This window comes from Novosphingobium sp. ES2-1, from assembly GCF_015169775.1.
Classification (GTDB): Bacteria; Pseudomonadota; Alphaproteobacteria; order Sphingomonadales; family Sphingomonadaceae; genus Novosphingobium; species Novosphingobium subterraneum.
Window position 1 is genome coordinate 1,708,228 of sequence record NZ_CP063445.1, and the last position, 24,754, is coordinate 1,732,981.

Annotated in this window: 19 protein-coding genes; 4 read left to right on the forward strand and 15 right to left on the reverse strand. The window is 61.6% G+C overall.

The features are described from left to right. The first annotated feature begins 13 nt into the window (after positions 1-13). On the forward strand, positions 14-1,519 hold the full coding sequence (locus IM701_RS08315) for an MFS transporter (protein WP_193826648.1): 1,506 nt from the start codon (positions 14-16) through the stop codon (positions 1,517-1,519). Continuing rightward, positions 1,516-2,415: an ROK family protein gene (locus IM701_RS08320; RefSeq protein WP_193826649.1), complete on the forward strand. Its 900-nt coding sequence runs from the start codon at positions 1,516-1,518 to the stop codon at positions 2,413-2,415. Before IM701_RS08315 ends, IM701_RS08320 begins: the two co-directional genes overlap by 4 nt. On the opposite strand, the gene IM701_RS08325 is transcribed toward IM701_RS08320, so the two are convergent. The 4 genes from IM701_RS08325 to IM701_RS08340 form a co-directional block, all read right to left on the reverse strand. After that, on the reverse strand, positions 2,394-3,716 hold the full coding sequence (locus tag IM701_RS08325; RefSeq protein WP_193826650.1) for a glycoside hydrolase family 32 protein: 1,323 nt from the start codon (positions 3,714-3,716) through the stop codon (positions 2,394-2,396). The genes IM701_RS08320 and IM701_RS08325 overlap by 22 nt on opposite strands. A gap of 1 nt (position 3,717) precedes the next feature. Further along, a complete protein-coding gene (locus tag IM701_RS08330; protein ID WP_193826651.1) occupies positions 3,718-5,112 on the reverse strand; it encodes a putative 2OG-Fe(II) oxygenase in 1,395 nt (464 codons plus the stop codon). Continuing rightward, entirely contained in the window at positions 5,109-6,611 is a 1,503-nt protein-coding gene (locus tag IM701_RS08335; RefSeq protein ID WP_193826652.1) for a tryptophan halogenase family protein, read from the reverse strand. The genes IM701_RS08330 and IM701_RS08335 overlap by 4 nt, the downstream gene beginning before the upstream one ends. Positions 6,612-6,770: 159 nt before the next feature. Further along, on the reverse strand, positions 6,771-9,281 hold the full coding sequence (locus IM701_RS08340; protein ID WP_193826653.1) for a TonB-dependent receptor domain-containing protein: 2,511 nt from the start codon (positions 9,279-9,281) through the stop codon (positions 6,771-6,773). Between the two features lie 266 nt (positions 9,282-9,547). Here IM701_RS08340 and IM701_RS08345 point away from each other — a divergent pair, with 266 nt between their 5' ends. Beyond that, a complete protein-coding gene (locus IM701_RS08345) occupies positions 9,548-10,567 on the forward strand; it encodes a LacI family DNA-binding transcriptional regulator (protein ID WP_193826654.1) in 1,020 nt (339 codons plus the stop codon). Positions 10,568-10,573: 6 nt separating this feature from the next. Here IM701_RS08345 and IM701_RS08350 read toward each other — a convergent pair whose 3' ends face one another. From IM701_RS08350 to IM701_RS08360, 3 genes are read right to left on the reverse strand one after another with little or no spacing between them, the layout of a single operon-like run. After that, positions 10,574-11,707 carry a glycoside hydrolase family 68 protein gene (locus tag IM701_RS08350; RefSeq protein ID WP_193826655.1) on the reverse strand — a complete coding sequence of 378 codons (1,134 nt, stop codon included), beginning with the start codon at positions 11,705-11,707 and terminating at the stop codon, positions 10,574-10,576. 22 nt (positions 11,708-11,729) lie between these two features. After that, the gene (locus tag IM701_RS08355) at positions 11,730-13,829 is read right to left on the reverse strand and encodes an alpha-galactosidase (protein ID WP_193826656.1); all 2,100 of its coding nucleotides are present in this window, start codon (positions 13,827-13,829) and stop codon (positions 11,730-11,732) included. Next, positions 13,829-15,151, reverse strand: a complete 1,323-nt coding sequence (locus IM701_RS08360; RefSeq protein WP_052242041.1) for an MFS transporter — start codon at positions 15,149-15,151, stop codon at positions 13,829-13,831. Before IM701_RS08360 ends, IM701_RS08355 begins: the two co-directional genes overlap by 1 nt. A gap of 320 nt (positions 15,152-15,471) precedes the next feature. Between IM701_RS08360 and IM701_RS08365 the strand changes: the two genes are divergently transcribed. After that, a complete protein-coding gene (locus tag IM701_RS08365; RefSeq protein WP_193826657.1) occupies positions 15,472-16,395 on the forward strand; it encodes an intradiol ring-cleavage dioxygenase in 924 nt (307 codons plus the stop codon). Positions 16,396-16,465: 70 nt separating this feature from the next. Here IM701_RS08365 and IM701_RS08370 read toward each other — a convergent pair whose 3' ends face one another. The 8 genes from IM701_RS08370 to IM701_RS08405 all read right to left on the reverse strand — a co-directional run bounded on the left by IM701_RS08370 (position 16,466) and on the right by IM701_RS08405 (position 24,741). Further along, positions 16,466-17,473 carry a zinc-binding dehydrogenase gene (locus IM701_RS08370; protein WP_039332137.1) on the reverse strand — a complete coding sequence of 336 codons (1,008 nt, stop codon included), beginning with the start codon at positions 17,471-17,473 and terminating at the stop codon, positions 16,466-16,468. Positions 17,474-17,483: 10 nt separating this feature from the next. After that, positions 17,484-18,323, reverse strand: a complete 840-nt coding sequence (locus tag IM701_RS08375) for an SDR family NAD(P)-dependent oxidoreductase (RefSeq protein WP_039332135.1) — start codon at positions 18,321-18,323, stop codon at positions 17,484-17,486. Between the two features lie 26 nt (positions 18,324-18,349). After that, positions 18,350-19,426, reverse strand: coding sequence for an aromatic ring-hydroxylating dioxygenase subunit alpha (locus IM701_RS08380; protein WP_193826658.1), 1,077 nt, complete (start codon positions 19,424-19,426; stop codon positions 18,350-18,352). A 10-nt stretch (positions 19,427-19,436) separates the two neighbouring features. Then, positions 19,437-19,970, reverse strand: a complete 534-nt coding sequence (locus IM701_RS08385; protein ID WP_039332133.1) for a 2,4'-dihydroxyacetophenone dioxygenase family protein — start codon at positions 19,968-19,970, stop codon at positions 19,437-19,439. 7 nt (positions 19,971-19,977) lie between these two features. Continuing rightward, complete coding sequence (locus IM701_RS08390; protein ID WP_039332131.1) at positions 19,978-20,523, reverse strand: 2,4'-dihydroxyacetophenone dioxygenase family protein; 546 nt, start codon at positions 20,521-20,523, stop codon at positions 19,978-19,980. 13 nt (positions 20,524-20,536) lie between these two features. Continuing rightward, on the reverse strand, positions 20,537-21,070 hold the full coding sequence (locus IM701_RS08395; protein ID WP_193826659.1) for a 2,4'-dihydroxyacetophenone dioxygenase family protein: 534 nt from the start codon (positions 21,068-21,070) through the stop codon (positions 20,537-20,539). A 74-nt stretch (positions 21,071-21,144) separates the two neighbouring features. After that, complete coding sequence (locus tag IM701_RS08400; RefSeq protein WP_193826660.1) at positions 21,145-23,649, reverse strand: TonB-dependent receptor; 2,505 nt, start codon at positions 23,647-23,649, stop codon at positions 21,145-21,147. 150 nt (positions 23,650-23,799) lie between these two features. Then, positions 23,800-24,741 (reverse strand): helix-turn-helix domain-containing protein, encoded by a 942-nt coding sequence (locus IM701_RS08405; protein WP_193826661.1) that lies wholly within the window; start codon positions 24,739-24,741, stop codon positions 23,800-23,802. Positions 24,742-24,754 lie beyond the last annotated feature (13 nt).

Here is a 24,754-nt window from a genome sequence, read left to right on the forward strand (position 1 = left end):
CGATGGAGAGCCGATGACCACCTCGATCCGCCAACCCGCTAGGGAAAAACCCAGGCAGAGTTTCTGGGGACTGTGGAACATCAGCTTTGGCTATTTCGGCATCCAGATCGCTTTCGCACTGCAAAACGCAAACGTCAGCCGCATCTTCCAGTCACTTGGCAGCTCCGTCGACGATCTCGCATTCCTGTGGATCGCGGGGCCGGTAACGGGCCTTATCGTGCAGCCGCTGATCGGTTATCATTCGGACCGGACCTGGGGCTTCCTTGGCCGCCGCCGCCCCTATTTCCTTGCCGGTGCGGTGCTCGCCGGATTGGCCCTGATCGGCTTGCCCAACACCGGGCTGCTCCTGCTCGCCGCCGCCTTCCTGTGGCTTCTAGATGCTTCGCTCAACGTCGCAATGGAGCCCTTCCGCGCCTTTGCCGGAGACATGACACCGGACGACCAGCGCGCGCAGGCCTTTGCCTTTCAAACTTGCTTTATCGGCGCGGGCGCCGTGCTTGGCAGCCTCGCGCCGGCGCTGTTCAACTGGCTAGGTATTCCTAACGTCGCGCCGGAGGGGGTGATCCCGCCGTCCGTCCGCTACAGCTTCTATCTCGGCGCGGCAGCGATGGTCTTCAGCGTGGGCTGGACAGTGCTCAGAGTGCGCGAATACTCACCCGATGAAATGGCAGAGTTCGATCCGGGCTCCACCAACGATCATGGCGCGGAGCACGAGCCACTGATCTATCCGCGCAGCGGGCCGTTGTGGACGATTGCAGGAATCGTGATGCTTGGGCTTGTCCAGGCGCTCGCCCTGGACAAGCAGCTTTACGTGCTGGGAGCCGGGCTTTGCGCATTCGGCCTCATCCAGATCGGCGTTCGTGCCACGTCAGCCCGAGGAGCGCTTGCGCACATTGTCAGCGACCTTGCCCAGATGCCCGTCCAGATGCGCCAACTGGCCTTCGCGCAGTTCTTTACCTGGATCGGCTTTTTCATCGTCTGGATCTACACCACGCCGGTGGTGACGGCACAGGCGTTTGGCGCGACCGACACGACCAGCCTTGCCTATAACGAAGGCGCGGACTGGGTCGGGATAATGTTCGCATTCTACAACGGCGTTGCCGCGGTTGCGGCGTTCCTGCTGCCAATTCTGGCGCGGCGCATCGGCAATGCCGCAACTCATGCAGTCGGCCTGCTGTGCGGGGCGGCAGGATTCGTCGGGATTCTCCTGATCCGCAACCCGGATGCGCTGCTACTGCCGATGGTCGGCATGGGGATTGCCTGGGCATCGGTGCTTTCGATGCCCTATGTCATTCTGACAAGAGTGCTGCCGCCGCGAAAGTTCGGGATCTACATCGGCATCTTCAATTTCTTCATCGTCATACCCCAACTCGTCGTGGCGACACTGATGGGTGGTGTGATGCGCAGCTTCTTCCCCGGAGAACCGCGCTGGACGATGCTAGTGGCGGCCTTGATGATGACGGCGGCAGCAGCTGCCATGATACTGGTTAAAGAGAATGCGAAAGTGACGGGCGAATGAGCGAGAAAGGTCTGATCGGAGCGGTCGAAGCTGGCGGCACCAAGTTCGTGCTTGCGCTTGCGACGCATGAGGGTGAAATCCTCGCCCGCACGCGCATGCCGACGAACACGCCGACAGAGACATGGCCGGCAATGCAGGCATTCTTCGAAGAAGCAAGCGCACAGCATGGTCCGATCGCGGCATTCGGCGTGGCAAGTTTTGGCCCGATCGACATCGACCCGACGTCGTCCGCCTACGGCACGTTTACCACCACGCCCAAGCCGGGCTGGTCAGGCGCACGGTTTCACGACGTGCTGTCCCGATTTGGCGCCCCAATCAAGGTGGATACCGACGTGAACGGCGCTGCGATCGGCGAATGGATGGCCGGGGCGGGTCAAGGCTGTCGCACCCTCGCCTACACCACCATCGGCACCGGGGTTGGCACGGGCGTGGTGCGCGACGGCCAGTCACTCATGGGCATTTCGCACTTCGAGAGCGGCCATATCCAACCGCCGCGCGATCCGTCGCGCGATCCTTTTCCTGGCATTTGCCCTTACCATGGGGACTGCCTTGAAGGACTTGCTTGCGGTCCGGCTATTGAGAAACGTTGGGGCACCAGCCTCGACAAGCTGGGGCCACAGGAAGTGGATATCGTCGCGGACTACATCGCCCACCTCGCCTCGACGCTCGTCCTGCTGCACATGCCGGACCGGCTGATTTTCGGCGGTGGCGTGATGAAGGCGCCGGGGCTGGTTGAAGCGGTGCGCAAGGCTACGGCTTGCAAGCTCAATGGCTATGTTCAGCATCCACGGCTCGACGCCGGGCTGGAAAGCTACATCGTCACGCCGGGCCTTGGCGATGATGCGGGAATCACCGGCGCCATCGAACTCGGGCGTCAAGCGCTCGCGGCAAGGTAACGGGCAGAGAGCGTGCCGGTGCCGCGCAGCGCCCAAGCCTCACCGGCAAGGCGATGCTGCAAGGTGAGGCAATCTGCCCCTGCCCCTGCGACAATCTCGATGCTGCCATGGTCGAGCCAGATCTCGACTGGTCCATCGCCGGTGAGCTCCATTTCGCACTTCCGATCAAGCTGCGGCGTTACCGCATCCTTGCGCACGACCTCGATCCTGCCCGCCTTGCAAGAGCATGCGAGCAAGCGTCCTGCGTCATCGGAAAGCGTGAAGCTCCAATCGCCAGCACTAGCTGTTAGCATGGCACAACCCGGCAGCGGAAAGCAGCCGTGATCCAGCTCGATCTTCTCCGCTCCACCGAAGAGTGCGCGGCATGATGGTTCGATCGACTGGACAAGCACGAAGCCGTCCTCGCGCCGCCTGAGCGAAAGCCTGCGAGGGAGGCTCATCGCACCGCGCCACCCTTGCAGCGGCAAGTGCTTCTGAACGGAATGGTTACCCATCCAGCCAATCCACGTCGGCCTGTCCAGTCGGTCGCGCGGTTCGGTCCAGCCAATAGCGGCGTAAAACTCGTCGCCGTAATCGGCCACCTGCCAGGCGCTTTCAGCTTTGAACCGGATACCGTCAAAGCTGCCGACCCGGTAAAGAGCGCCCGATCCCTGTGCGCCTGAAAGCACATCGACCTTGAACAACCAGCGTGTCTCAGCGGAGCCTTCAATGGGTAGTTCGACGAGGAACGGGCATTCCCACAAGTGTCCCGGCGCGCCGTCTGTCGGTATCTCAGACAGCTCTTCCCATGATTTCAGGTCGCCCGATCCATAGATCAAGGCGCGATTCTCGTCGGACAGGACCACGGTCATGATCCAGCGCCGCGTCGGCTCATGCCAGAACACGTTGGGATCGCGGAAGTCTTCCATCTTGCGGTCCAGCACCGGGTTTGCGGAATACTTGGTAAAAGTGCGCCCCTGGTCGGTGCTTGCGGCAATACACTGGAACTGATGCAGGCGATCGGTTCTTGCGCCGGTGTAGATTGCGATCATCGCGCCATGTCCGAAGCCAGCACTGTCGGCATGATCGATGACTGCCGAACCCGAAAAGATCATGGTCTGATTTTCCTCGGCCAGTGCCACCGGCAGCTCCCGCCAATGTGCGAGGTCCGACGAAACAGCGTGCCCCCACGACATGTGCCCCCATTCTTCACCGAAAGGATTGTACTGGTAGAACATGTGCCACGCGCCATCCTGCCAGACGAGGCCGTTGGGATCGCTCAGCCAGTTGACGGCGGGGGCATAATGATAGCGAGGGCGCATCTCAGGCCTTTGCGGGCGGGTTGGGGATTGCGGGAGCTGGAACGACATCGAAAGCGATGGTCATTCGCTCTCCATCGGGGAACGGCACAGTGCCGTGCCACATCGTCGAGGGAAACAGCACGAGCCGACCTGGCTTGGGCTCGATCAAGCCGTAAGGCTCAAGCGCCAGCGCGAGTTCGGGCGGCGGTTTTCCGAATTGCAGGTAACCCGCCGGCGCCGCCCCCCGCCGGGGCTCCTCCGGCACGGTAACGTAAAGTGCAGAGCTGATCCAGCCCATAGGGTGCGTGTGCATCGCGTGATATCCACCGGGCCGCAGCTTTACCGACCAGCTACCGGCGAACAGAGACCGCCCCCGCGGCGCAGCAAGCAGCGGGTGCGCGGGGTCAGGCGAGGATAAGTCGGCGATGTAGCGTGCGACTGCCACTTCGATCCTGCTCCTCGCTGCAGCGATGACGGGATCGATCCGCAGCAGCAGCGGCCGCTCGGTCTGCGTGCCGCCGCGAACCGACTGTTCGTGCCAGGGTTCGTTCATGGTGTGAAGCCGGCGAAGCGTCCGTGCCAGTTCCGCCAATTCTTCAGCGCTGAAGCCAAGATCGAACGCCCGGACATCGCGCATCCCGCCGTCGAGCCAATCGACACGGGCATCACCGAGGAGCCGCCAGGCGAGCGAAAGATAGGGCCAGAAAGCGCGCATTGCTGCGGTTCCGGCGTGGCGCAAGCAAACGTCGCGGGCGCGTTCCATCTGCCTACCACGCAGGAAGTGTCGAACGCGGGCGAGATCGAGCCCCACGTCCTGAACGTGTTCCACGCCGTCGAACAATGCCGCGTTGTCCGCCGCTTCACCGCTCTCGCTGGCAATGAACAGCTTGCCGAGCAGCGAAGGTTGGCGTTCGCCCAATGCCGCTTCGGCGTCTGCTATGACGGCGCGGGCATCGTCCCATTGCCGGGCCGTGGCAAGCACGTGGAACCACGCCATCCTCAGGCCGAAGTTGGCAGGATCGCGCTCGATCGCGGCTGGAAAGCTGCGCGCGAAGTCCGGATCGCCGACAGTCGCACGCATTCCGCACAGGCAGCGGTGACCTTCGATCCAACCGGGATTTGCAGCCAGCACGCCTTCCAGCAGGTCTTCACCTTCCAGCTGTCGTCCTTCGGCCGCCAAGGCAGTCGCACGGCTGCGCTGGAGGTCTATCCGCTGTGGCTGCAGCCTTGCCGCCTCGGCGTAGAGGTCTGCAGCATTCAGCCCCGCCTCAAACGAGATCTGCGCCAGTCCCAGCGCCGCGTTGGGATCGCCAGGCGCGGCTTTGGCCGCCAGCAGGATCGCGTCCAGAGCACCGCCAAGGTCCTGCACTTCGCGCAACGCGACGGCGCGCCGGAACAAGGCTTCCGCCTCGCTCATGCCGCGCAGTTGGCCTTGATGAACTGCTCATGCGTGGGTTGCTGAAGCGCAGCGTGGTGCATGGCGGCCCGCAATTTGCCAAGCCACTCGCGTCCGTCGATCCCGCGGTAGTCTGCAAGCGGATCGGTGCGCTCTGGAATGTTTCCCTGCCCGACGTGCACCGCCAGCCACGACGGCGAGCCGAACAGGTCGGCATCGCGCTGAACCAGGCGGCCGTAGCGACGGAAATGCTCGATCTTGGTCTGGAGCGTATCGGGAATGTCCATTGCCGCGCAATAGCGCCAAAGCTCGGAGTCATCGCGCGTGGTGAGCTTGTAGTGCAGGATCAGGAAATCGCGGATCCGCTCGTACTCGTTGATGGCAATGCGGTTGTATTCCTCGATCACGATGGGATCGAAGGTGCGGTCGGGAAACAGGGCAAGCAGCTTGGAAATGCCGGCCTGGATCAGATGAATCGAGGTTGATTCCAGCGGCTCCATGAACCCGCTGGAGAGGCCAACCGCAATGACATTCTTTTCCCAGAAAGTCTTGCGCCGACCAGTGACAAAACGCAGCGGCCGGGGATCGGCCAACGCCTTGCCATCCAGGCGCGACAGGAGCTTGTCCGCAGCCTGATCCTCGGACAGGAACTGGCTGCAGAAAACGTAGCCGTTGCCAGTGCGATGTTGCAGCGGAATGCGCCACTGCCACCCCGCTTCCCGCGCAGTCGACCGGGTGTAGGGCGTCAGCGGCCCTGCATTCTCGCATGGTACGGCCATTGCCCGATCGCACGGCAGCCAGTGCGTCCAGTCCTCGTAGCCCGCCTTGAGCGCACCTTCGATCAGCAGGCCGCGAAAGCCCGAGCAATCCACGAACAACTCCGCTTCGACCGCTCGCCCATCATCCAGCGTTACCCCTGTGACAAAGCCGGTCTCGGCGTCCTGCTGCACGCTGGCGACCTTGCCCTCGATGCGCGTCACGCCCCTGGCTTCTGAGTATTCGCGCAGAAACTTCGCATAGAGGCCTGCATCGAAATGATAGGCATAATCGAAGGTCGAAAGCACATTGCGCTGATCTGGCATCGGCGGAGCAAACCGGTTCTCCTTTGCCAGAGCCCACGCCATCGAATGCTCGTCCAGCGGCGCAGTCTCGCCCGCTTCACGCGCCCGTAGCCAGTAGTGGTGAAGGTTGACGATATCGAACGCCCGTCCATGCGGACCGAACGGATGGAAATAGCTGTTGCCGAGGCTGCCCCAGTCAACAAACTCGATGCCGAGCTTGAAAGAGCCCTTGGTCTTGCGCACGAACTCGCGCTCGTCGATCTGGAGCGTCTCGTTGAAGGTGCGGATCGGCGGGATCGTCGCCTCGCCTACGCCGACCGTGCCGATTTCGTCGGACTCGACCAGCGTGATGCTGCAGTTGTGCCGCAGCGCCTGAGCCAGGGCGGCCGCGGTCATCCAGCCTGCGGTGCCGCCACCGATCACGGCGATGGAACGGATCATCAGGTCGGGATTGCTCATGTCATACCGCTCATTCAGGCGTGCCTCTCGTTGGCGTCCCTTCTGTCCTATCGCTCTTCCGGCGATATTGGAACGGAAGGGCGGAACGCATCAGCGCCCCGCCCCTCCCTCATGCGACCCGAAGTGACCGGGAGAGACGCCAGGCCTCTCCCGCCAGCATCAGAAGTTGTATCGGACCGAAGCCGAGACCGTGCGGCCCAGTGCAGGCGCACCGCCGATCACGACCGGGTTGGCAGTCGGGTCGGCAATGCCGCCGTTGCCGCGCAGGTCGAAGGTATCGAACACGTTGTAGACCTGCAGGCCGAGTTCGAGGTCCTTCATCGGATAGACTCGAAGCGACGGGTTGAAGATGGCCTTGCCCGGATACTCGAAGCCCGCATCGTCAATCGCGCTGGTCTGCCCGGTCATCGCCACGCCGACGGTGGCGATATCGCCGATGTCGTAATTGGCCGATGCCGTGTAGATCAGGTCAGGCAGGTTGGGCGAACGAGTGTAGGACGTGGCACCTGCCGACTGCCGCTTTGCCTTTGAGTAGGTGGCGTTGCCGACGAAGCTGAAGCCGCCGTTGCGGTAGGTCGCGAAGAATTCCGCACCGGTCGACTTGAACTTGGCATCGATGACGCAACCGCCCGAACCACCAGGGCAGCGGGTGGCCGACAGCTCATAGGTCGACTGCTTGAAGTTGCCCTTGAGCAGCGTCATTTCCATCGTGAACTGGCCGCCGAACAGATCGCCACGGCTCTTGATGCCGAGTTCGTGCTGGGTGACGAAGTCAACCGAAGGCGTCACGCCATCAGCCGAGCAGCCGTTGCTGCCGATGTCGCTCGCACGGCACAGCGCACCGTCGTTGCGGATCTTGCCGCCCAGCGTCTGACGGTCGCTGTTGAAGCGGCCACCCCGTGAGGTGCGGGCGAAGATCGTCACGTTCGGCGTGACCTTGAACAGACCGCCCACGGTCCACGAGGTGTAACTGCGGGTATAGTTCAGGTTCTCGCGCACGCCGTTGGCAGTGATCGCAGGGATGGTCACGCCATTGCTGTTGATCGGGAACTCGGCCCCGCCGCCGATGGCATAGCCGGTCGACTTGATGCGCTCGAAGCGGACCGAGCCATCGAGCCCGAACTGGTCGTGGTCGAAGTCGAGCGAGAGGTACGGCGCCGTGTTCGCATACGACAGGTCGTAGTCGCGAGCGCAGCATTCGCCCCAATTGTTGTTGTAGCCAGAAGTGCCGGCCTGGGTCAGCTTGTTGCCTGCGCTGTCGAACAGGTCGAGCTGCGAGGGGTTGTCGCCGTTCAGTTCGCGCAGCGACTTGTTGACGTGCCAGTCCATCGCGATCTTCTGGTTCATGTAGAACAGACCAGCGCGGGTGGTCAGCTTGCCCGAAGCTACGTCGAACTTGCCGGCCAGGGTCAGGTCATTGGCGAAGCTGCCGATGTCGCGGATGTTGGTGCGCACGTTGACGTTGTTGTCGAGGTAGCGATCGGTGAACAGCTGACCGGCCTTGGGACCGCTGGCATAGCGGATCGCGGCGACGGTGCGGCCGTTGACGGTCGACCCGAGCACCGACGAGGTCAGCGCGGTGTTGAGGAACGGCGAGGCAAACGCACCGCTCATGCTGGTGTAGCGCATGTTGTTATCCACAGTGATCCCGCCGTCGAAATCATAGTGGAACTGGCCACCGAAGGACTGCGCCTGGGTGGTGATGCCGTCCATCTTGACGCGCTCGAGGTTGCCCTCACGGTTATAGATGAGGAAGTCCTGATTGTAGATCGAGTAGTTCGAGGAATCACGACCATCGAAGCCCGGATAGGGGCGAATGTTCGAGACCTTCTTGCCGGTGATCGTCGCAAGTGCGGGTGCGCCAGTGTAGTTCGGCTCCTGCGTATCGGCCACCTTGAAGTTGAGGCGGAAATAGCCGCGACCTTCGTTGAACTCCTTGGTCAGGTTGCCCTTGACCTGGAACGAATCCGACACGGTATAGTCGGCCTTAAGCGGACCACGACCGTTCTTCACGTAACCGCCGATGTGGAAGTACATCGTGTCGTTGATCGGACCGCCATAACGGAAGTCGGCGCGGGTCTCGTCATAGCCGAGGCCGCGGTTGATCGAGACAAAGCCACCTTCCTGCTTACCGGTGTGGCTGATGTAGTTGATGACCGCGCCGGGTGCCTGCGAGGCAAAGGTGCCGGCCGAACCGCCACGCACGCCTTCGATGTTCTGCACCGATCCGTCGAAGCGGGTCCAGTAATCGTTGTTGCCGAACTGGATGTCGCCGAACAGCACGGTCGGCAGGCCATCTTCCTGGATCTGCACGAACGGCGAACCACCGGTGGCGACCGGAAGACCGCGCACGGCGATGTTCGAGTTGCCGCCTGGGCCGGCGGTACCGGCAACCTGGATGCCCGGGATGGCGCGGAACACTTCGGCTTCTGAGGTAGGACGGATCGCCTGAATGGTCTCGGACGAAATCGAGCTGACCGAGACTGCGCTGTTGAGCTGCGTCTTGTCACGGCCCGATGCGGTCACGACGATAGCGTCAAGGCCGGTTGTCTCAGGAGCGGCTTCGGCACTGTCAGCCTGTGCTGCGTCCTGCGCGAGAGCGGGCATGGCCGAGATCGCGCTGCAGAGCGCGACAAGCGAGGCACAGCCGTAAAGGGGTGTAAGCTTCATATTTCCTCCCACCAAGATGCTCCTGCAGCAGCTGCAGGAATCAGTCAGATGTTCGCTAAACCCTACTGCAATCGTTTGCAAGTCCAAATAACAATCGATTGCAGTGAATGCGCAAATCGTGTTTATCATGCAACACCGGGCGCCGAGCCCTACGAGAACTCGGGCACCATAGTCATTGACACGCCGCCTCCGTGCGGCGCATCAATCGCCCGAAGACATTGCGCAAAATCGCGCAGAGAAGCGCTTGTGCAGGACATGCATTTTCCATGGACGACGTAAAAAAGCCCGGCAAGATCAGGAATATTGCCGAGTTAGCCAAGATTGCTGGCGTTTCCGCCGGAACGGTTTCGCGCGCACTTGCCGACAAATCCCTGGTAAACAAGGAGACCCGAGAACGCATCCAGGCCCTGGCTCGGGAACACGGGTTCCGCCCCAATCAGATGGCCCGTCGGTTGCGCACGCAGCAGACCGGCGTGATCGGCGTGGTCATTCCACTTGGCCATGAACGGCGCCAGCACATCTCGGACCCCTTTTTCATGACGTTGTTCGGCTACCTCGCCGACGAGCTGACAGAGAGCGGACACGACCTTATGCTCTCTCGCGTCATTCCTGGGGACGACGAGTGGCTCGACCGTATCGTGGACTCCGGCATGCTCGATGGCGCCCTGGTCATCGGACAGTCAAACCAGTTCGACGTGATCGAACGGGTCGCAAAACACTATCGACCGTTGGTCGTTTGGGGCAGCTATCGCGAGGGTCAGGTCCAATGCACGGTGGGCGTGGACAACGCGGCTGGCGGAGCGCTCGCAACACGGCGCCTGCTGGCGCGCGGAGCCAAACGTCTCGCCTTCTTTGGTGATACCAACGGACCAGAAATTGCCGAACGCCTGCGCGGTGTAGAACGGGCGATCGCCGGGCTATCCGATGTCAGTCTCGCCAATTTTCCGACCCACCTGGCAAGTGATGAGATGGCAAGCCAGATAACAGCGCATCTCGACTCCCTTGCCGGCGAAGTGGACGGCATCGTGTGTGCATCCGACATCATCGCGATGACAACCATCCGAATTCTCCACGAAAGAGGAGTCACCGTCCCGGATGACGTTGCCGTCACCGGTTTCGACGACCTCCCATTAGCCGCCCGGATGGTGCCGCAGTTGACCACCGTGAAGCAGGACATCGCCGAGGGTGCCAAGGCAATGGTCGATGCGTTGCGCCGCAGGATCGCCGGAGAGGATGCTCCATCGACTGTCATGCAGCCGGAACTGGTTGTGCGCGAAAGTGCCTGATCTGGATCAGGCAATCGTCACACTGTCGCCGTCAAAGTTCAGGGAAAAGCGCGGTGCAGGTGTTCCGCCGAAATTGCTGCGCAGCAATGCAGGGCACTCTGCAGTGGTTCGCCCCTCCATGCCCCAATAATCTACGAAGCTCCACACGACGCCTTCTCCAGTAACCCACCAGCTGTATGACTGCTTGGCCTCGGCGTCGGGGTTGGCGGCGACGATGCTTGTTCCGTTGATCGGTCTCCACGGCCCTGCCAGGCTGTCGGCCACCATGCCGTATAGTGCATTCGGACCAGCTACCGCACCGGGAGCAAAGGTGTGGGTCTGTGTTGACCAGAACAAATAATAATGCCCATCGCGCACGATCACGTGAGGGCGTTCAAGTTCATTGTTTACCCCTGTCGCTTCGATCAGGGGATCTACCAGCTTCCACTCGCCATCCATCAGGGTCGCCATGCCGACATTTCCATTGAAGGCGTGATCGGTCCAGGCAGCACTGCCGGTGAACAAAAGATGGGCCAGCCCGGTTGCGGGATCGCGCAACCAGGCCGGATCACGAAACCCCTTGATCAGGCCGGGCGCTCCCGCATCCTGCTTGTCATAAACATACCGCACCCCGTCTGCGATCAGAATTTCGCGCGGCTCCTGCCATTGCCCCGGGCCAGCATCACCCAACCGCCCCTCACTCGAGAAGATTCGCTGTTCGAAAGTCATCGCCTGTTCGCCGCGCCGACCGGCTGCGGTGAAGAAATGCTGCACGGTTACGCCGTCGTCCATCAGTACCGCCGATCCGGCCCATTCGCGGCTGCCGGGCGTCATGCCATCGGGAAAAGCATTCCCGTGATCGATCCACCCCCCATCCCCGATCGAAAGCAGCCTGATCCGGGCATGACCATGACGTTCAACCGGGTCGGCAAAAACCGGCGCAGAGAGAAAGAACCACCAGCTGCGGCCCAAATGTTGCACTGTCCTGCCATCTTCGTGAGCAAGTGGCCAGCAGTCCCATAAATCGATGTGGTCAAACAAACGCACCACATCGTCCCTGCCGATAATCGGGATGCGGGGTGCATCGCCAAAGCATGTTGGTTCCCAACGGCTCGCACCAAACGGTGCTACCTTCTGGATCAGCGCTGAAATTTGAGACATCGTGAGCTTTCTCGAAGTGCGGTCAGGCGCATTTGCGCATGTGAAAAATGGAAACTGTCTCGGCCTTGGACGGCGGCAACGGCAGCCCGGAGTGCGCAAGCCAGCTTGCAGAGAACTTTTGCGGCTCGGCGATCATCGCTTCGAACAATGGGGCGCTTTGCATGGCATGGCCGCCCTCACCCCCGGCAATCCTCATCAACTGCACATCCCACCAGCCTCCTCCGGCTGCAAAAGGCAGCGGAAGTGGTTGCGGCCGCCGATCTGCCGGAGGTTCTGCACGGATGATGAAAAGCAGGAGTTCGTCTTCTTTGCCCTGCGCCTGCCAGAGTATCCCGTCAGCGCCCTCACCCAACCAGACACGGCCTTGGTGGAGCAAGTCACGCCATTGCTTGTAAAAGGAAATCCAGCCCGCAAGTTCTGCGCGCTCGCCCTCCGACAGCGTGCGCGGATCCATTTCCACGCCGAGATGACCAGTCAGCGCCATCGCCGCGCGAAAAGCGAGAGGATGGCTGCGACCAGTCGCATGTGCGGGGCTCGCAGCAATGTGCGCCCCCATCACTTCTGGCGGCAAAAACGAGAGAAATCCGCGCTGTATACTGATCCGGCTGACTGCGTCGATGTTGTCACTGGTCCAGTAGCGATGACAAAATTCAGCCATTCCGGCATCGTTACGGCCACCGCCACCGGCACAGGACTCTACCTCAACTCCAGGATGCGCGGCACGAACTCTCGCAAGCAGAGCATAGACTCCACGCAACTGCGCGGCACCGCCGGCTGGCGCAAGATCGCGGTTGTGATCCCACTTGAGGTATGTGATCGGCAGCTCGGTCAGAAGAGCGTCGAGACAGTCGAAGAGATAGTCACGGACATCCGTTCGAGCCATATCCAGGACGAGCTGGTTGCGAGCTGTCGGCTGCGGCCGGCCCGGCAGGGACAGTGCCCAATCGGGATGAGCACGATAAAGGTCGCTATCCGGGTTGATCATTTCCGGCTCGACCCACAGACCGAACTCCATGCCCAAGGCGTTCACCCTGTCCGCTAGGGGTTTCAAGCCGTTCGGGTACTTTCGCGGATCGGCCGTCCAGTCGCCCAGTCCGGAAGTGTCATCATCCCGATTGCGAAACCAGCCATCGTCCAGAATGAAGCGTTCTACACCAACCGATGCCGCTGCCTCGGCCAAGGCAACGATGCGTGCTTCGTCATGGTCAAAGTAGCAGGCCTCCCATGAGTTGAGATGCACGGGACGGGGGCGCATACTGCGGCCAGGCCACCGCAGCCGGGCACGCACCGCGTCGTGGAACGCAGATGCCGCACCGTTCCGCCCCTCGGTTGACACCGTGAAAATCGCGTCTGGTGCTGTCCAGCTATCTCCAGGGGATAAAGTGACCTCGCCCGGCTGCAGAAGAGCACCTGCGCTCATGATCCAGCAGCCTTCATCGTCGCGCTCTATTTCAACGCGATTGTCGGCCGACCACGCCAACTGCAATGCGCGAACGGTGCCTTGGTGCAAAGTCGCACCATGATCGAGCACGAAGACACCACCCGGTCCACCGTGCCCGGAAATGCCCCGCCGCACCTCGCGCACCCACGACTGCTGAGGCATGGCCTCACAACATTCCACCAGCTCAGCGTTATGACGGCCACGCCATGACACGATCTGACCTGAAGTTGACGGGAGCGGCAGCATGGCGCTGGCGAGCCAATCCACCGAGAAAGCCAAATCACCTACGTTGTGGACGACGCTGCGGCATACGCATGCCCTACCCGAGACCTCGAAAGTCTGTTCAACTTCAACGCCAGAATCCTCATCGCGACAGCGGATAATCACGCATCCAGCACCGTCGGAAACGTCCACAGCAGAAAAGTCGATATCCAGGCATTTCCCGGCGCTGCTGACCTTCAGGAATGCAGGGCCGAACCAGCCAAGGCCTGACACCGGAACCGAGCAGAACGGCACGTCGTGGTCGAGTGAATACGAAGCGGGACCGCGCAGGTCCGGCGATGGCGGCAGGCCTTGCGTCTCGACCGTCGGACCGAAATGTCGCCAGACCGGCGCCCTGCCTTCTGCCGTCTCCCAAGCTAGGGACGCAGTCCCCGTATGCAAGGCAAAAGTGCGAGACATCACGCAACCACTGCCTGCTGCGACATGGCTCCGACCCGCCCTTCACGGACCCACAGAACCGAAACACCTGCAAGTGCAAGCGAGACACCACAGAACATCAACATGTTGCGCGGATCGCCACCCAGCGCGAGCTTGTAGGCATCGAAGCCGATCGAGACGAAGCCAAGATCGAGCCTGCTCATCACCACAGCAAACAGCAGCATGGGGATTACGATCATCATGTTGAAAATGCCCATGTAGACGCCCGTGCGCTGCGGCGGGATTGAGTTTGTCAGAATGGCGTAGGGGTTACCCATGATGCTGCCCCACGCCAGGCCAATGCCGATGGCCGGAACGAACAGGAACGCCTTGTCTGTCACGTTCGGCAGAAGAAACATGCCGACGCCACCGGCAAACAGGCAAAGTGCATGGAGTGGCCCCGGTCCGATGCGCTTCACGAGAGGAACCATGGCGAAGGCGGTCACAAAGGAAATGGCATTGTAGAATGCGGCGACTTCGCCGTTGGTCAGTACCGCCGTGTGGAAGGCACTGCTGTGAACATCGGCGGTCCCATAGACTGTCCGACTGATCGAATAGACGGCATACGTCCAGTAGCCGGACATGCCGGCCCACTGAAACAGGCTCATAAGGCCCAGTTTGCGCATGGCGACGGGCATGTCGGCGATCGCTGCCCCAATCTCGCTAAAGGTCGCCCAAACACCCCTCGGCTGGGCTTTGATGTGGGCGATCTCGTCTGCCGTAAGCGGGAGTTCGGGAACGCGAAGCACCGACCACAAGATCGTGGTCAGCGAAAGTACCGCACCGATCATGAACACGATGCGGACGGTGTAGGGAATTCCATGGCTGTCTACCCAGTCCTGGTTCATGCCGAAGCCGACAAGCAGTGAGGGCGTGAGGAACGCAAGCATCTGCGCGAGACCAGTAAAGGCGCTTTGCGAGAGGAAGCCCGCCTGGCGCTGATCGGGATTAAGCCGATCAGAGACATAGGCGCGGTAGGGCTCCATCGTGATATTGTTGCCGGCATCGAGGATCCACAGCAGCGACATCGCCATGAGGATTGAACTCGACAGCGGCATGAAGAACAGGCCCAGGCAGCACAGTACTGCACCGATCAGGAAATAGGGTGTGCGACGCCCCCACCGGCTGGCAGTCCGATCGCTCAAGGCTCCGATGATTGGCTGCACAAGCAGGCCGGTGATCGGCCCGGCCAGCTGGAGCATGGGCAACTGGGATTCATCAGCACCGAGATAACTGTAGATCGGCCCCATGTTGCCCTGTTGCAGGCCGAAACTGAACTGCAGGCCGAGGAATCCAAGATTCATTTCGAGAATGCGCGCCAAGGACAGTTTGGGTCTGGCGATGTTACTGGTTCCCACGTCCGGCTCTCCCATGGACCTATTCCGGCCCTCTCGCCGCTTCTTGCCACAGCATGTCGAGCCTTACAACAATCGATTGCAGAAATACCTGACCCCACACTCGAGGCTGTGATCGGAAGCTTTGATGGAATGCAATAAGTTACCAGAAAACAGACCTTTGCGAAATATATGCAAACTCAAGCCAGGTCTTGGTGAAGGGTTTCGATCCGCAGGACGTTAGACATCGGCAAACGATGATATCAGCGGGACAAAGGGACAGACATCCAATGCAGCATGGCGACATCACCGAAGACACCTCGCACGACCATCAGTCCGAGGGTCTTGCTGCCGATCTAGCCCAGATCGAACGCCTGCGAGTGGGACGGCGTCGCGCCCTTGCCCTCTTCGGCTCGGCCGGCGGCAGCGCATTGCTGTTTGGCTGCGGCGGCAGCGATGGGGCAGCATCAAGCACAACGACAGTAACAACCAGCACCGCAACGGCAACGGCGACAGCTTCGGCGACTGCAACTGCGACAGCTACTGCGACTGCTGGCACCTGCACCGTCCCCGCGACCGAGACCAACGGTCCCTACCCGGCAGACGGTACGAACACCACCTCTGGCCTTACCTCGAACGCTCTTACAGCCAGCGGAATCGTCCGAAGCGACATCAGGTCCAGCTTCCTCGGCAGTTCGACAGCCACCGCCGTCGGCGTTCAACTGACGCTTACGCTGACCGTGGTCGACGTGAACAACGGTTGTGCCCCACTTGCCGGTTACGCCGTATATATATGGCACTGCACGGCAGATGGGTATTATTCGCTCTATACCCTGCCGAATGAAAGCTACCTGCGGGGCGTGCAGGTAACCGATACCAACGGGCAGGTTACATTCACCACGATCTTCCCGGGGTGCTATTCCGGCCGCTACCCGCACATCCACTTCGAGGTGTTCTCAAGCCTCGCCAACGCGACCAACGCGAATTACGCCCGACTGATTTCGCAGCTCGCACTGCCTGCGGCAGCCTGCAACGAAGTCTATGCACTTTCGGCGTATCCAAGCAGCAAGACGAACTTTGCAAACGTTACGCTTTCCAGCGACAACGTCTTCGGCGACAACACCGACGCACAGCTCGCGGTAATGACACCCACGGTGACCGGCTCGACAACTACGGGGTACACCGGCACGACGACCATCGGCATCGCAACCTGACGGTCCTGCGGGGCCGAGCCTAGCCTTCAACCTTGCCCTGAAAAGGCTCAGCCTCAGCAAGTCTCACACATCATTGCCCGGGATCTATCAGCACCTTGCACTGATGCGTACGCTTGCGCAGGCTCTCGAACACGTCTGGCGTTGCGGCGAGCGAGATCGTGTCGGTTACCAGCAGACGTGGTTCGACGGCGCCGCGGTCAAGGGCGTCAAGTGCTGCCTCGTACTCCTGCCGGGTGAAGAAGGCAGAGGTCACGAGCTTCACCTGCTTTGACAGCATGGCGAAGCTGTTGATGCTGTCAGGACGGGTGCAGAGGCCTAGCAGTGTGATCGTGCCATCGTTGCGCACCTGATCCACAGCCTGGGCGATAAGACCCGGAACCCCGACGCATTCGAACACGACATCGGCCTTGCCGCCGAGCGCGCGGTCGGCGCTGCCAACGGGATCGGCGGGCTCTACCACGAAATCATGGGCCCCCATCAGCAGCGCACGATCGCGCTGCCAGTCGGCAAGGTCCTGCACGACTACGCGCCCCGCCCCGAACCTCCGCGCCCAGAAGGCCACAGCGAGACCAATGGGCCCGGCCCCCAGGACCAGCACCTTGTCACCGATCTTCATTCGGCTGAGCACGACGCCGTGGAGTGCAACGGCCAGCGGTTCGACGATCGCGCCATCGGCGAGGCTGGCGCTGGATGGCAGGCGCACGCACTGGTTCGGACGGGTCAGGGCGTATTCGGCGTACCCCCCGCCCTGCAAGCCAAAGCGCTCGCACCACTGGACTTCGCCAGTCTGGCAGGCATGGCAGTGGCCGCAGCTTTGCAGCGGTATTACCGAGACCAGATCGCCGTTGCGCAAACCTTCGACGCCCTTGCCGAGAGCGACGACCTCGCCAGCGAATTCATGGCCGAGCACCGAACCGGCACCCTGCCCATAGGCCGGGTCCTCGGTCATGTGCAGATCCGAACCGCAGATGCCGCAGCGGCCGACCTTTACCACGACATCGCCCTCCCCCGGCGTCGGGTCGGCGATGGTCTCGACGGCCAAGGGCTTGTGCAGCCCCTGCATCACGGCGGCGCGCATAACGGGATCCTTACTTGTACTTGCCGAGCATCATGCCACCGTCGATCACCACGTGGCTGCCGGTCATGTAGTCCGAAGCATCCGAGGCGAGCAGCAGCGCAAGCGGCTTGAGTTGGTCTGTCTCTGCAACCGAACCGAGCGGGACGATGGCGTCCCATGCGGCCCGGGCAACCGGGTCTTTCTTGAGCCAACCGCCGCCGATGTTGGTGACGAACGGGCCCGGAGCAATGGCATTGATGCGGATCTTGAACTCGGCGAGTTCGAGGCCGAGCGCGCGCACCATGTGAAGAACGCCAGCCTTGGCGGGCATGTAGGGCAAGCCGACAATCGGTTCGGTGACGAGCCCGGCGTTGGACGCGGTGGTGATGATCGAGCCGCCGCTACGACCGCTGGCACGCCCCCCCTTCTTCATGATCCGCACGGCGTTGCTCACGGTATAGAACACGCCGTTGAGGTTGACCTGGATCGAACGGTCCCAGCGGTTGTGATCGTAAGTATCGACCTGGCCATCATCGTTGCGGTGGCCTGCCGGGTTCCAGAAGCCGGCGCCGGTGTCGATGCCGGCGTTGGCGAAACAGATGTCGAGCCCACCATAAGCGCTATCGTGCGCGTCGAAGGCGGCGACGACGTTCTCCCAGTTGGAAACGTCCAGTTGATCGGAGCGGACTTCATACCCCTCGCTCCGCAACCGTGCCGCTTCCCGGGCAGCGCCATCGGCATCGATGTCGGTCAGCGTCACTGCAGCGCCCGCCTCCGCCATGGCCTCGGCATAGGCGAGGCCGATCCCCGATGCGCCGCCGGTTACAAGCGCCGAGCGCCCCTTGATGTCGAACTTGTCGAGCGTTCCCATTTGCATCCTCTTGTTCTTGGTTTCGTTCAGGCAGCGGCGCTGGCCTCGCGCTCGCGGTCGATCAGGCGCTGCAACATCCGGCGCGCGCGCACGCCACCGCCGTCTCCACCGAGAATGACCGGGCGCAGATCCCAGAAGTCTGCCCCGCGCATCAGGCGGTGGCTGTCACGGATGATCGGCATGTCCTCCTGCTCGAACGCGAATTCGAGCGCGCCGCGCATGGCCGCCGTGAACTCGGCATCGCCCAGCTTGTAGTCGCGGGCCGTTGCCCAGAAATAGTGAGTGGTGTCGGGCGTTTCTGGCGTGAAGGCGTGCAGCGAGGGCAGCAGCGTGCACTCCTCACGAGGGGTACCGGGATCGCCGGCGCGGAAGTCGAAGTAGAGCACGGCGGGCGCGTGCCATTGCACGAGGCCGTAGAAGTCCTGTCGGCGCCCCTCGGTGCCCATGACCGCGGAGATGCCAACCGAGAGGTGATCGTTCAGGCGGATGTATTCAGCGAAGACGCTGCTGCCATCCTGCCAGAATTTCCGCTCCCCCTCCGTGAAAGCACTGGCTACCAGCGCGGGGTGGACGAAGTTGGCGTGGCTGAGATCGAGGATGTTGTCGCTGTAGAGCTCGTAATGCCCTTCGGCGACGGTTACGCCACGGACGGCCTCCCACTTCGGGTCCGAGAGCCAGGAGAAGTCCGGGATCAGTAAGGCGTCGGCCTTTGCCGCGTCGCCCATCCAGATCCAGAGCAGGGCATGGCGTTCGACAAGGGGGTAGACCTGAAGGTTCGCATCGGGCAGCTGGCCGCCCGGGTGCGGATTGTGGACGCACACACCGGCGCCGCTGAAGCGCAGGCCGTGATACGGGCACATCAGCGCGCCATCCACCACCGTACCATGACCGAGCGGCGCGAAGCGATGGGGGCAGCTGGCGGTGATGGCCTGCGCCACGCCTGCTGCGTCGCGGAACAGGGCTACCGGCTCTTCAAGGAACGTGCGCTGCTGCGGCTGTGTACCTAGATCGCTCGCCCAGCCTGCCACGTACCAGGTGTTGCGCAGGTATGTCCCCCGTGGCTCCTGCCCGAGCCGTGGAACCGGTGCCCTCTCCTCGCCCACGATCGCAGCGTCAGAGATAGAGGGCGGGGTTGATCGCGATGTTGTGCTCGCGGCAGTAGCTTTCGTAGTGGTTCATGAACCACCAGACATCGAGCGTTTCGACGTGATTGCCATGCTCGTCGAAGAACTCGTTCGCACCCTGCATGTGGAACAGAGCCTTCATGCCGTTCGGGTCGTCAGTGACGAGGGTGTGCGCGGTGCCCGGCGTCTCGGTAATGAAGTCGCCGGGGCGGCAAACCCAGTCATATTCGAGATAGCGGAACGAGCCTTCGAGGCCGATCGCCCAGACCTTGCCGCGGTGCTTGTGCGTGCCGATGACGCCGGGTCCCTTGATCCACAGCACGTTGACGTAGACGTTCTCGCGGACGTCAAATGCAAGGTGACGGATCGCCGCGTTGTCACCGAAGGGAACCCACGGGCTCTCGACTTCCGACGAGCCGACGTAGGTGCCTTCAACACCCTTGGCGCGAATCAGGTCACCGTAGAGTTCAGGAACATTGACGATCTTGTAGGCACCCGATGGGGGTGCGGTCATGGTACCCATGGCAGCCTCAGAGATAGAGCTTGGGGTTTATGGCGATGCCGTTCTCGCGGCAGTACGTCTCGTAGTGGTTGATGAACCACCAGACGTCGGTGGTGTCGACCAGAACGGCATTCTCGTCGTAGAATTCGATGGGGCCCTGCATCCAGCCGAACAGCTTGCAACCTTCCGGGTGGTCGGTGACGAGCGTATGGCTCTCGCCGGGCGTCTCAAGGATCAGACCGCCCGGTGTGGCAACCCAATCATACTCGAGATAGCGGACGCTGCCTTCGAGGCAGACCATGGTGATGGTGCCGCGATGGAAGTGCGTGCCGATGACGCCCGGCCCCTTCACCCACAGGATGTTCGAGAACAGGTTCTGGCGCACATCAAACGCGAGGTGCTTGATCGCGGCGTTTTCACCGAACGGCACCCACGGGCTGTCGACGTCGGTCTGCGCGTCGATGTAGCGACCGCCGGGGCTGAGGCGTTTGACCAGGTCCTTGTGCGCGAAAGGAACATCGACGATCTCGGCCTTGTCCGAGGGCGGCGCGGTCATCACGGTGGCGGTGCTCATTGTGCAGGTCCTCTCAACGGATCAGCGTGTCGACATAGTCGGCGCCGATTCCGACGGCGTCATAGTGTTCGCGCGCTGCCTTCATGTAGTCGAACACGTCGTAGTGGCCGACAGTGTTGCCCTCTTCATCGAGCCACATGAGCGGGCCGGAGACGACGAAGAAAACCTTCATCGGGTCCTCATGCTCGTAGCAGACCAGCGTATGGCTCTCGCCCGGGGTTTCGTAAACGAAGTCACCGGCAGTGGCGGTCCAGCTGTGCTCGAGGTAGGCCCACTTGCCGCTGATCGTGTAGGCCCAGATCGGATGCGGGTGATAGTGGCGGTTCACCAGACCCGCCTGCTTGCTCATCAGGACGTCCGCCCACATGTTCTTTGCCGGGCTGATCCAGACGGGCTTCGAAAATACCGTTTCGGAGATTGGCACCCAGTAGCGCTCGTCGCCCTCGGCGATCTTGGGCATGTAGACTTCGGGCAGACCGCCTTCATGGAAGACCTTGTCGACCGGCTTGATGTCCTTCCAGAACTCTGTGTGCGCCGCTTCAGGCATTGTCTCTCTCCGTATTGATGGACGCGGGCGAAGCCGAAGGGGATACGACCCCGCCCGCGCACTTGTTCAGTTTATCAGAACTCCACGCCGAGACGCGCGAACCACTCACGCGGGCGGCTGTAGGTGCCGTAGAACTGACCACCGGCAATCTGGGCCTGGCCGGTGACCAGATAACGCTCGTCGGTGATGTTGGTCATGCCCACAGTCAGGTCCCAGTGGTTGCCCGACTTGTAGGTGATGTTGCCGTTGATGATGTCAGTCGGCCCACGCTGGAGCAGGTAGGCGCGCTCGGTATCATTCCAAAGCGACGTGGTGTGTGTCCAGTCAGCCAGCACGACAAGCTTGGAATCCCCGCCCATCGAAAGTTCGTAGCGCGGGCTGACGTTGAACTTCCACTTCGGCGTCTTGGGCAGATCGGCACCCGGGAACACGCCAGCCTGGAACGGATTTGCAGCAACCTGCGCTCCCGCAAGAACCGCAGTATAGTACGAGTCCGTGTAACCGACCGAGGCATTGATCAGGAAGCCATCCGTCGGAGCTGCGACGACCTCGACTTCAAAGCCCTTGATGCGCGCATCGCCGGCGTTCTGAATGGTCGGCGAAACGCCCTGCTGGAAGTTCAGCTGGATGCCCTTGTAGTCGGTGAGGAACGCAGCTGCGTTGATCTGCAGGCGACGATCCAGAAGCATCGACTTCACGCCCACTTCCCAGGTCGTTGCCTTCTCTTCGTTGAAATCAGGCGCAGTGGGCAGCGGGTTGGAGAGGCGTGTCGTCCAGCCACCGGTCTTGTAGCCCTTCGACCAGCTGGCGTAGAGCATGGCGTCTTCGGTCGGGTGATACTGAAGGCCGATCTTGGGCGAGAAATCGCTGAACGACTTACGCTGCGTTCCGGCGACGTAGTAGCGCAGTGGCTGACCCTGATTGGGGAAACCCGCAGCGATACGGCATGCATCGGAGATCGGATTGATCGAGGCGCACTGCGGCACGCCGATCTGATTCAGGATCTTGTAGGTCAGGCCGTTGGCATCCGATTGGAAGCCCTCGAAGGTCTTGTTTTCCTTGGTGTAGCGACCGCCGATGGTGATGCCGAACTGTTCGGTGGGACGGTAGTCGATCTGGCCGAAGAAGGCATAATTCTTGGTCGAAAGATCGTTCGGACCGTCAACCTGCAGCAGACCTTCGGCGAACGTCACGTAGTCGTGAAGGTCGCCCGCTTCCTTGAAGAAGTATGCGCCCAGAACGTAGTTCAGCTTCTTGTCCATCGCCGAACCATTGAGCTGCAGTTCCTGGCTGAACTGCCACTGGTTCATGGTGAAGCTGGTGTGCAGGAAGTTCAGCGGCGAACCGTCGAGGTCCATGCCGGCGTTCCAGTGCAGTTCGCGATAGGCCGTGATCGACTTGACCATCATCGTGTCCGAAAGATCGAACTCGATGGTGCCCGAACCGCCGTAGGTCTTCAGCTTCGAGTAGTTGTTGCCGTTCGCATACGAAACGTCGATGTCCTTGGACACGAAACGGTCGTCGTAAGGCAGGCGATTGTTGGCCGGATTGGCATCGGCGTTGACGCCGAAGACGGTCGGATTGTCAAAAATGCTGTTCAGGCCGCCGATGCCACCAATATACGCAAACGAGGGCGGACCACCACCGCAATCGCCAACGACAACGCCCTGAATGGCGCAGTTGTAGGTGCCTGCGAACACGGCCGGGGTCGTCTTGATCAGCGTATTGGCGAGCTGGGACTGGTCGATGTTGCTGTAGTCACCCGAAACGGTGACCCGCAGGTTCGACTTGTTGTCGTAGCGCAGCTTGCCGCGCAGGTTCCAGCTGTTGTCGCCGCCTTCGCTGCCGTAGCCGATATTGTTGTAACCAGCGGCCTTGTAATTGGTGATCGGCGTAGAGGCGAAGTTGTTCGCGCCGGGGAATGCAACGCGCTTGACGTAACCGTCGCGGTTCTTGGTTGCAAAGCTGACCGACGCTGCAAGACCGTCAGTCAGCGGCAGGTCCGCTGTGCCACGGGTCTGTACGAGGCCGAAACGGCCCGTCGTCACATCGCCCTTGAAACGGAACTCGTCGCCCGGATCGTGCGTGACGATCGAGATTGCGCCACCAATGGTGTTACGACCGAACAGCGTGCCCTGCGGGCCCTTGAGCACTTCGATGCGCTCCACGTCGGGAAGATCCTGGTTCGCACCGACCGAACGGGCAAGATAGACGCCGTCGAGATAGACACCCACGCCAGGATCGATGTTGAACGCGAAGTCGTTCGCGCCGATGCCACGGATATAGGCCGAGAGAACCGCCGACGAACCCGAGAACGGCGTACCGGCGTCCAGCGTGACGTTGGGCGAAATGTTCGAAAGACCCGCAACGCTGCCGACGGCACGTTCCTGCAGAGCATCTGCGCTGAATGCGGAAATCGCGATCGGCACGTCCTGGACGTTCTCCGCGCGCTTCTGTGCAGTCACGACAATCTGGGCGATGCCGCCGCCGCTGTCTTCGGCCTGAGCCTGAGCCTGTGCAAACGCTGGCGCCGCAAGGACCGTCGCCATGGCTGCAATGGAAACCGATGCTATTCTCATGGTTTTCCTCTCCCTGTTTATGTCCGAAAGGGGCCGCTGCCCCGGAATTTCGCCAGCTTGATAGGCACTGGCGGAACTTGTCGCTTGCACTCACGCGCAAGCTGATCAGGACTGCCGCGCAAAAGTCCTGCTGCGCGGCATTCCCTTACGTCATGCTGGTGACTTTCTGCCCATTCGCCAGTCGCGCGGGGCAGCGCCGAACTGCTGCCGGAAGCAGCGCGTGAAGTAGGCACTGTCATTGAAGCCCAGCTCGAATGCGATCTCGGTTATGCTGGAATCGGGTCTGGCCACCAGCCTGTCAGCCGCGCGGCGCAGGCGCTGATCAAGGATGTAGGCCGTGGGCGTAGTACCCATCGCCGCGAAGATGTTCTGCACCGTACGAACCGATATGCTGCAGGCATCGGCTATGGACGTAGTGCGCAGGGCCGGGTCCTCGAGGTTGGCTGCAACCATGGCCAGGACGCGGCGGCGCATGTCGGCCTCGCCTGCGTCGGTTGAAGGACGCTGCGCCCCGCGTACGGCCATTGCGGCGAGATCATAGAATACGGCGTTGACACCGATTTCCCATTCCGGATCCTCTGAGGCGCGCTCGCCCTGCTGCCACAACGAAAGCAGGAAATCGTGGAACACGCGCCCGCCAGGCGTCGCGCCGCACATGCGTTGCATCAGCGCATCATCGATGCCCGGAAAACGCTCGGCCAGAGGCGCTCGCGGAAACTCGACCACAAGCAGTTCGTGGCCTGTGAGGCGGATCGCATAAGGCTGGTGCGGGCTGGCGAGAACGAAATCGCCCGGCTGGAGTGTGCATTCGCTGCGCCCCTGCATATGCTCGCTGTTGCCGCGGCATTGAAGGTGGAGGATCAGGCGCTCGTCATTCTGTGGCAGAGGATTGCGCCCTACTGCCGAGTGGGATGAATCCGTGCGGATCATGTCGAGCTCGCCGACGCGCCAGGACAGCATCTTCCCCGCGAAGTCTTCTCCCGGCACGTTGACGAATGTGCCCGTAAAGGCCCGATCGGCAATCTCGTTCCAATATCGCGCCCGATCATGGGGAGCCACGTCAGCAGTGTGAAATTTGAGAAGCGCACCCATGGTTCTTCTCCGT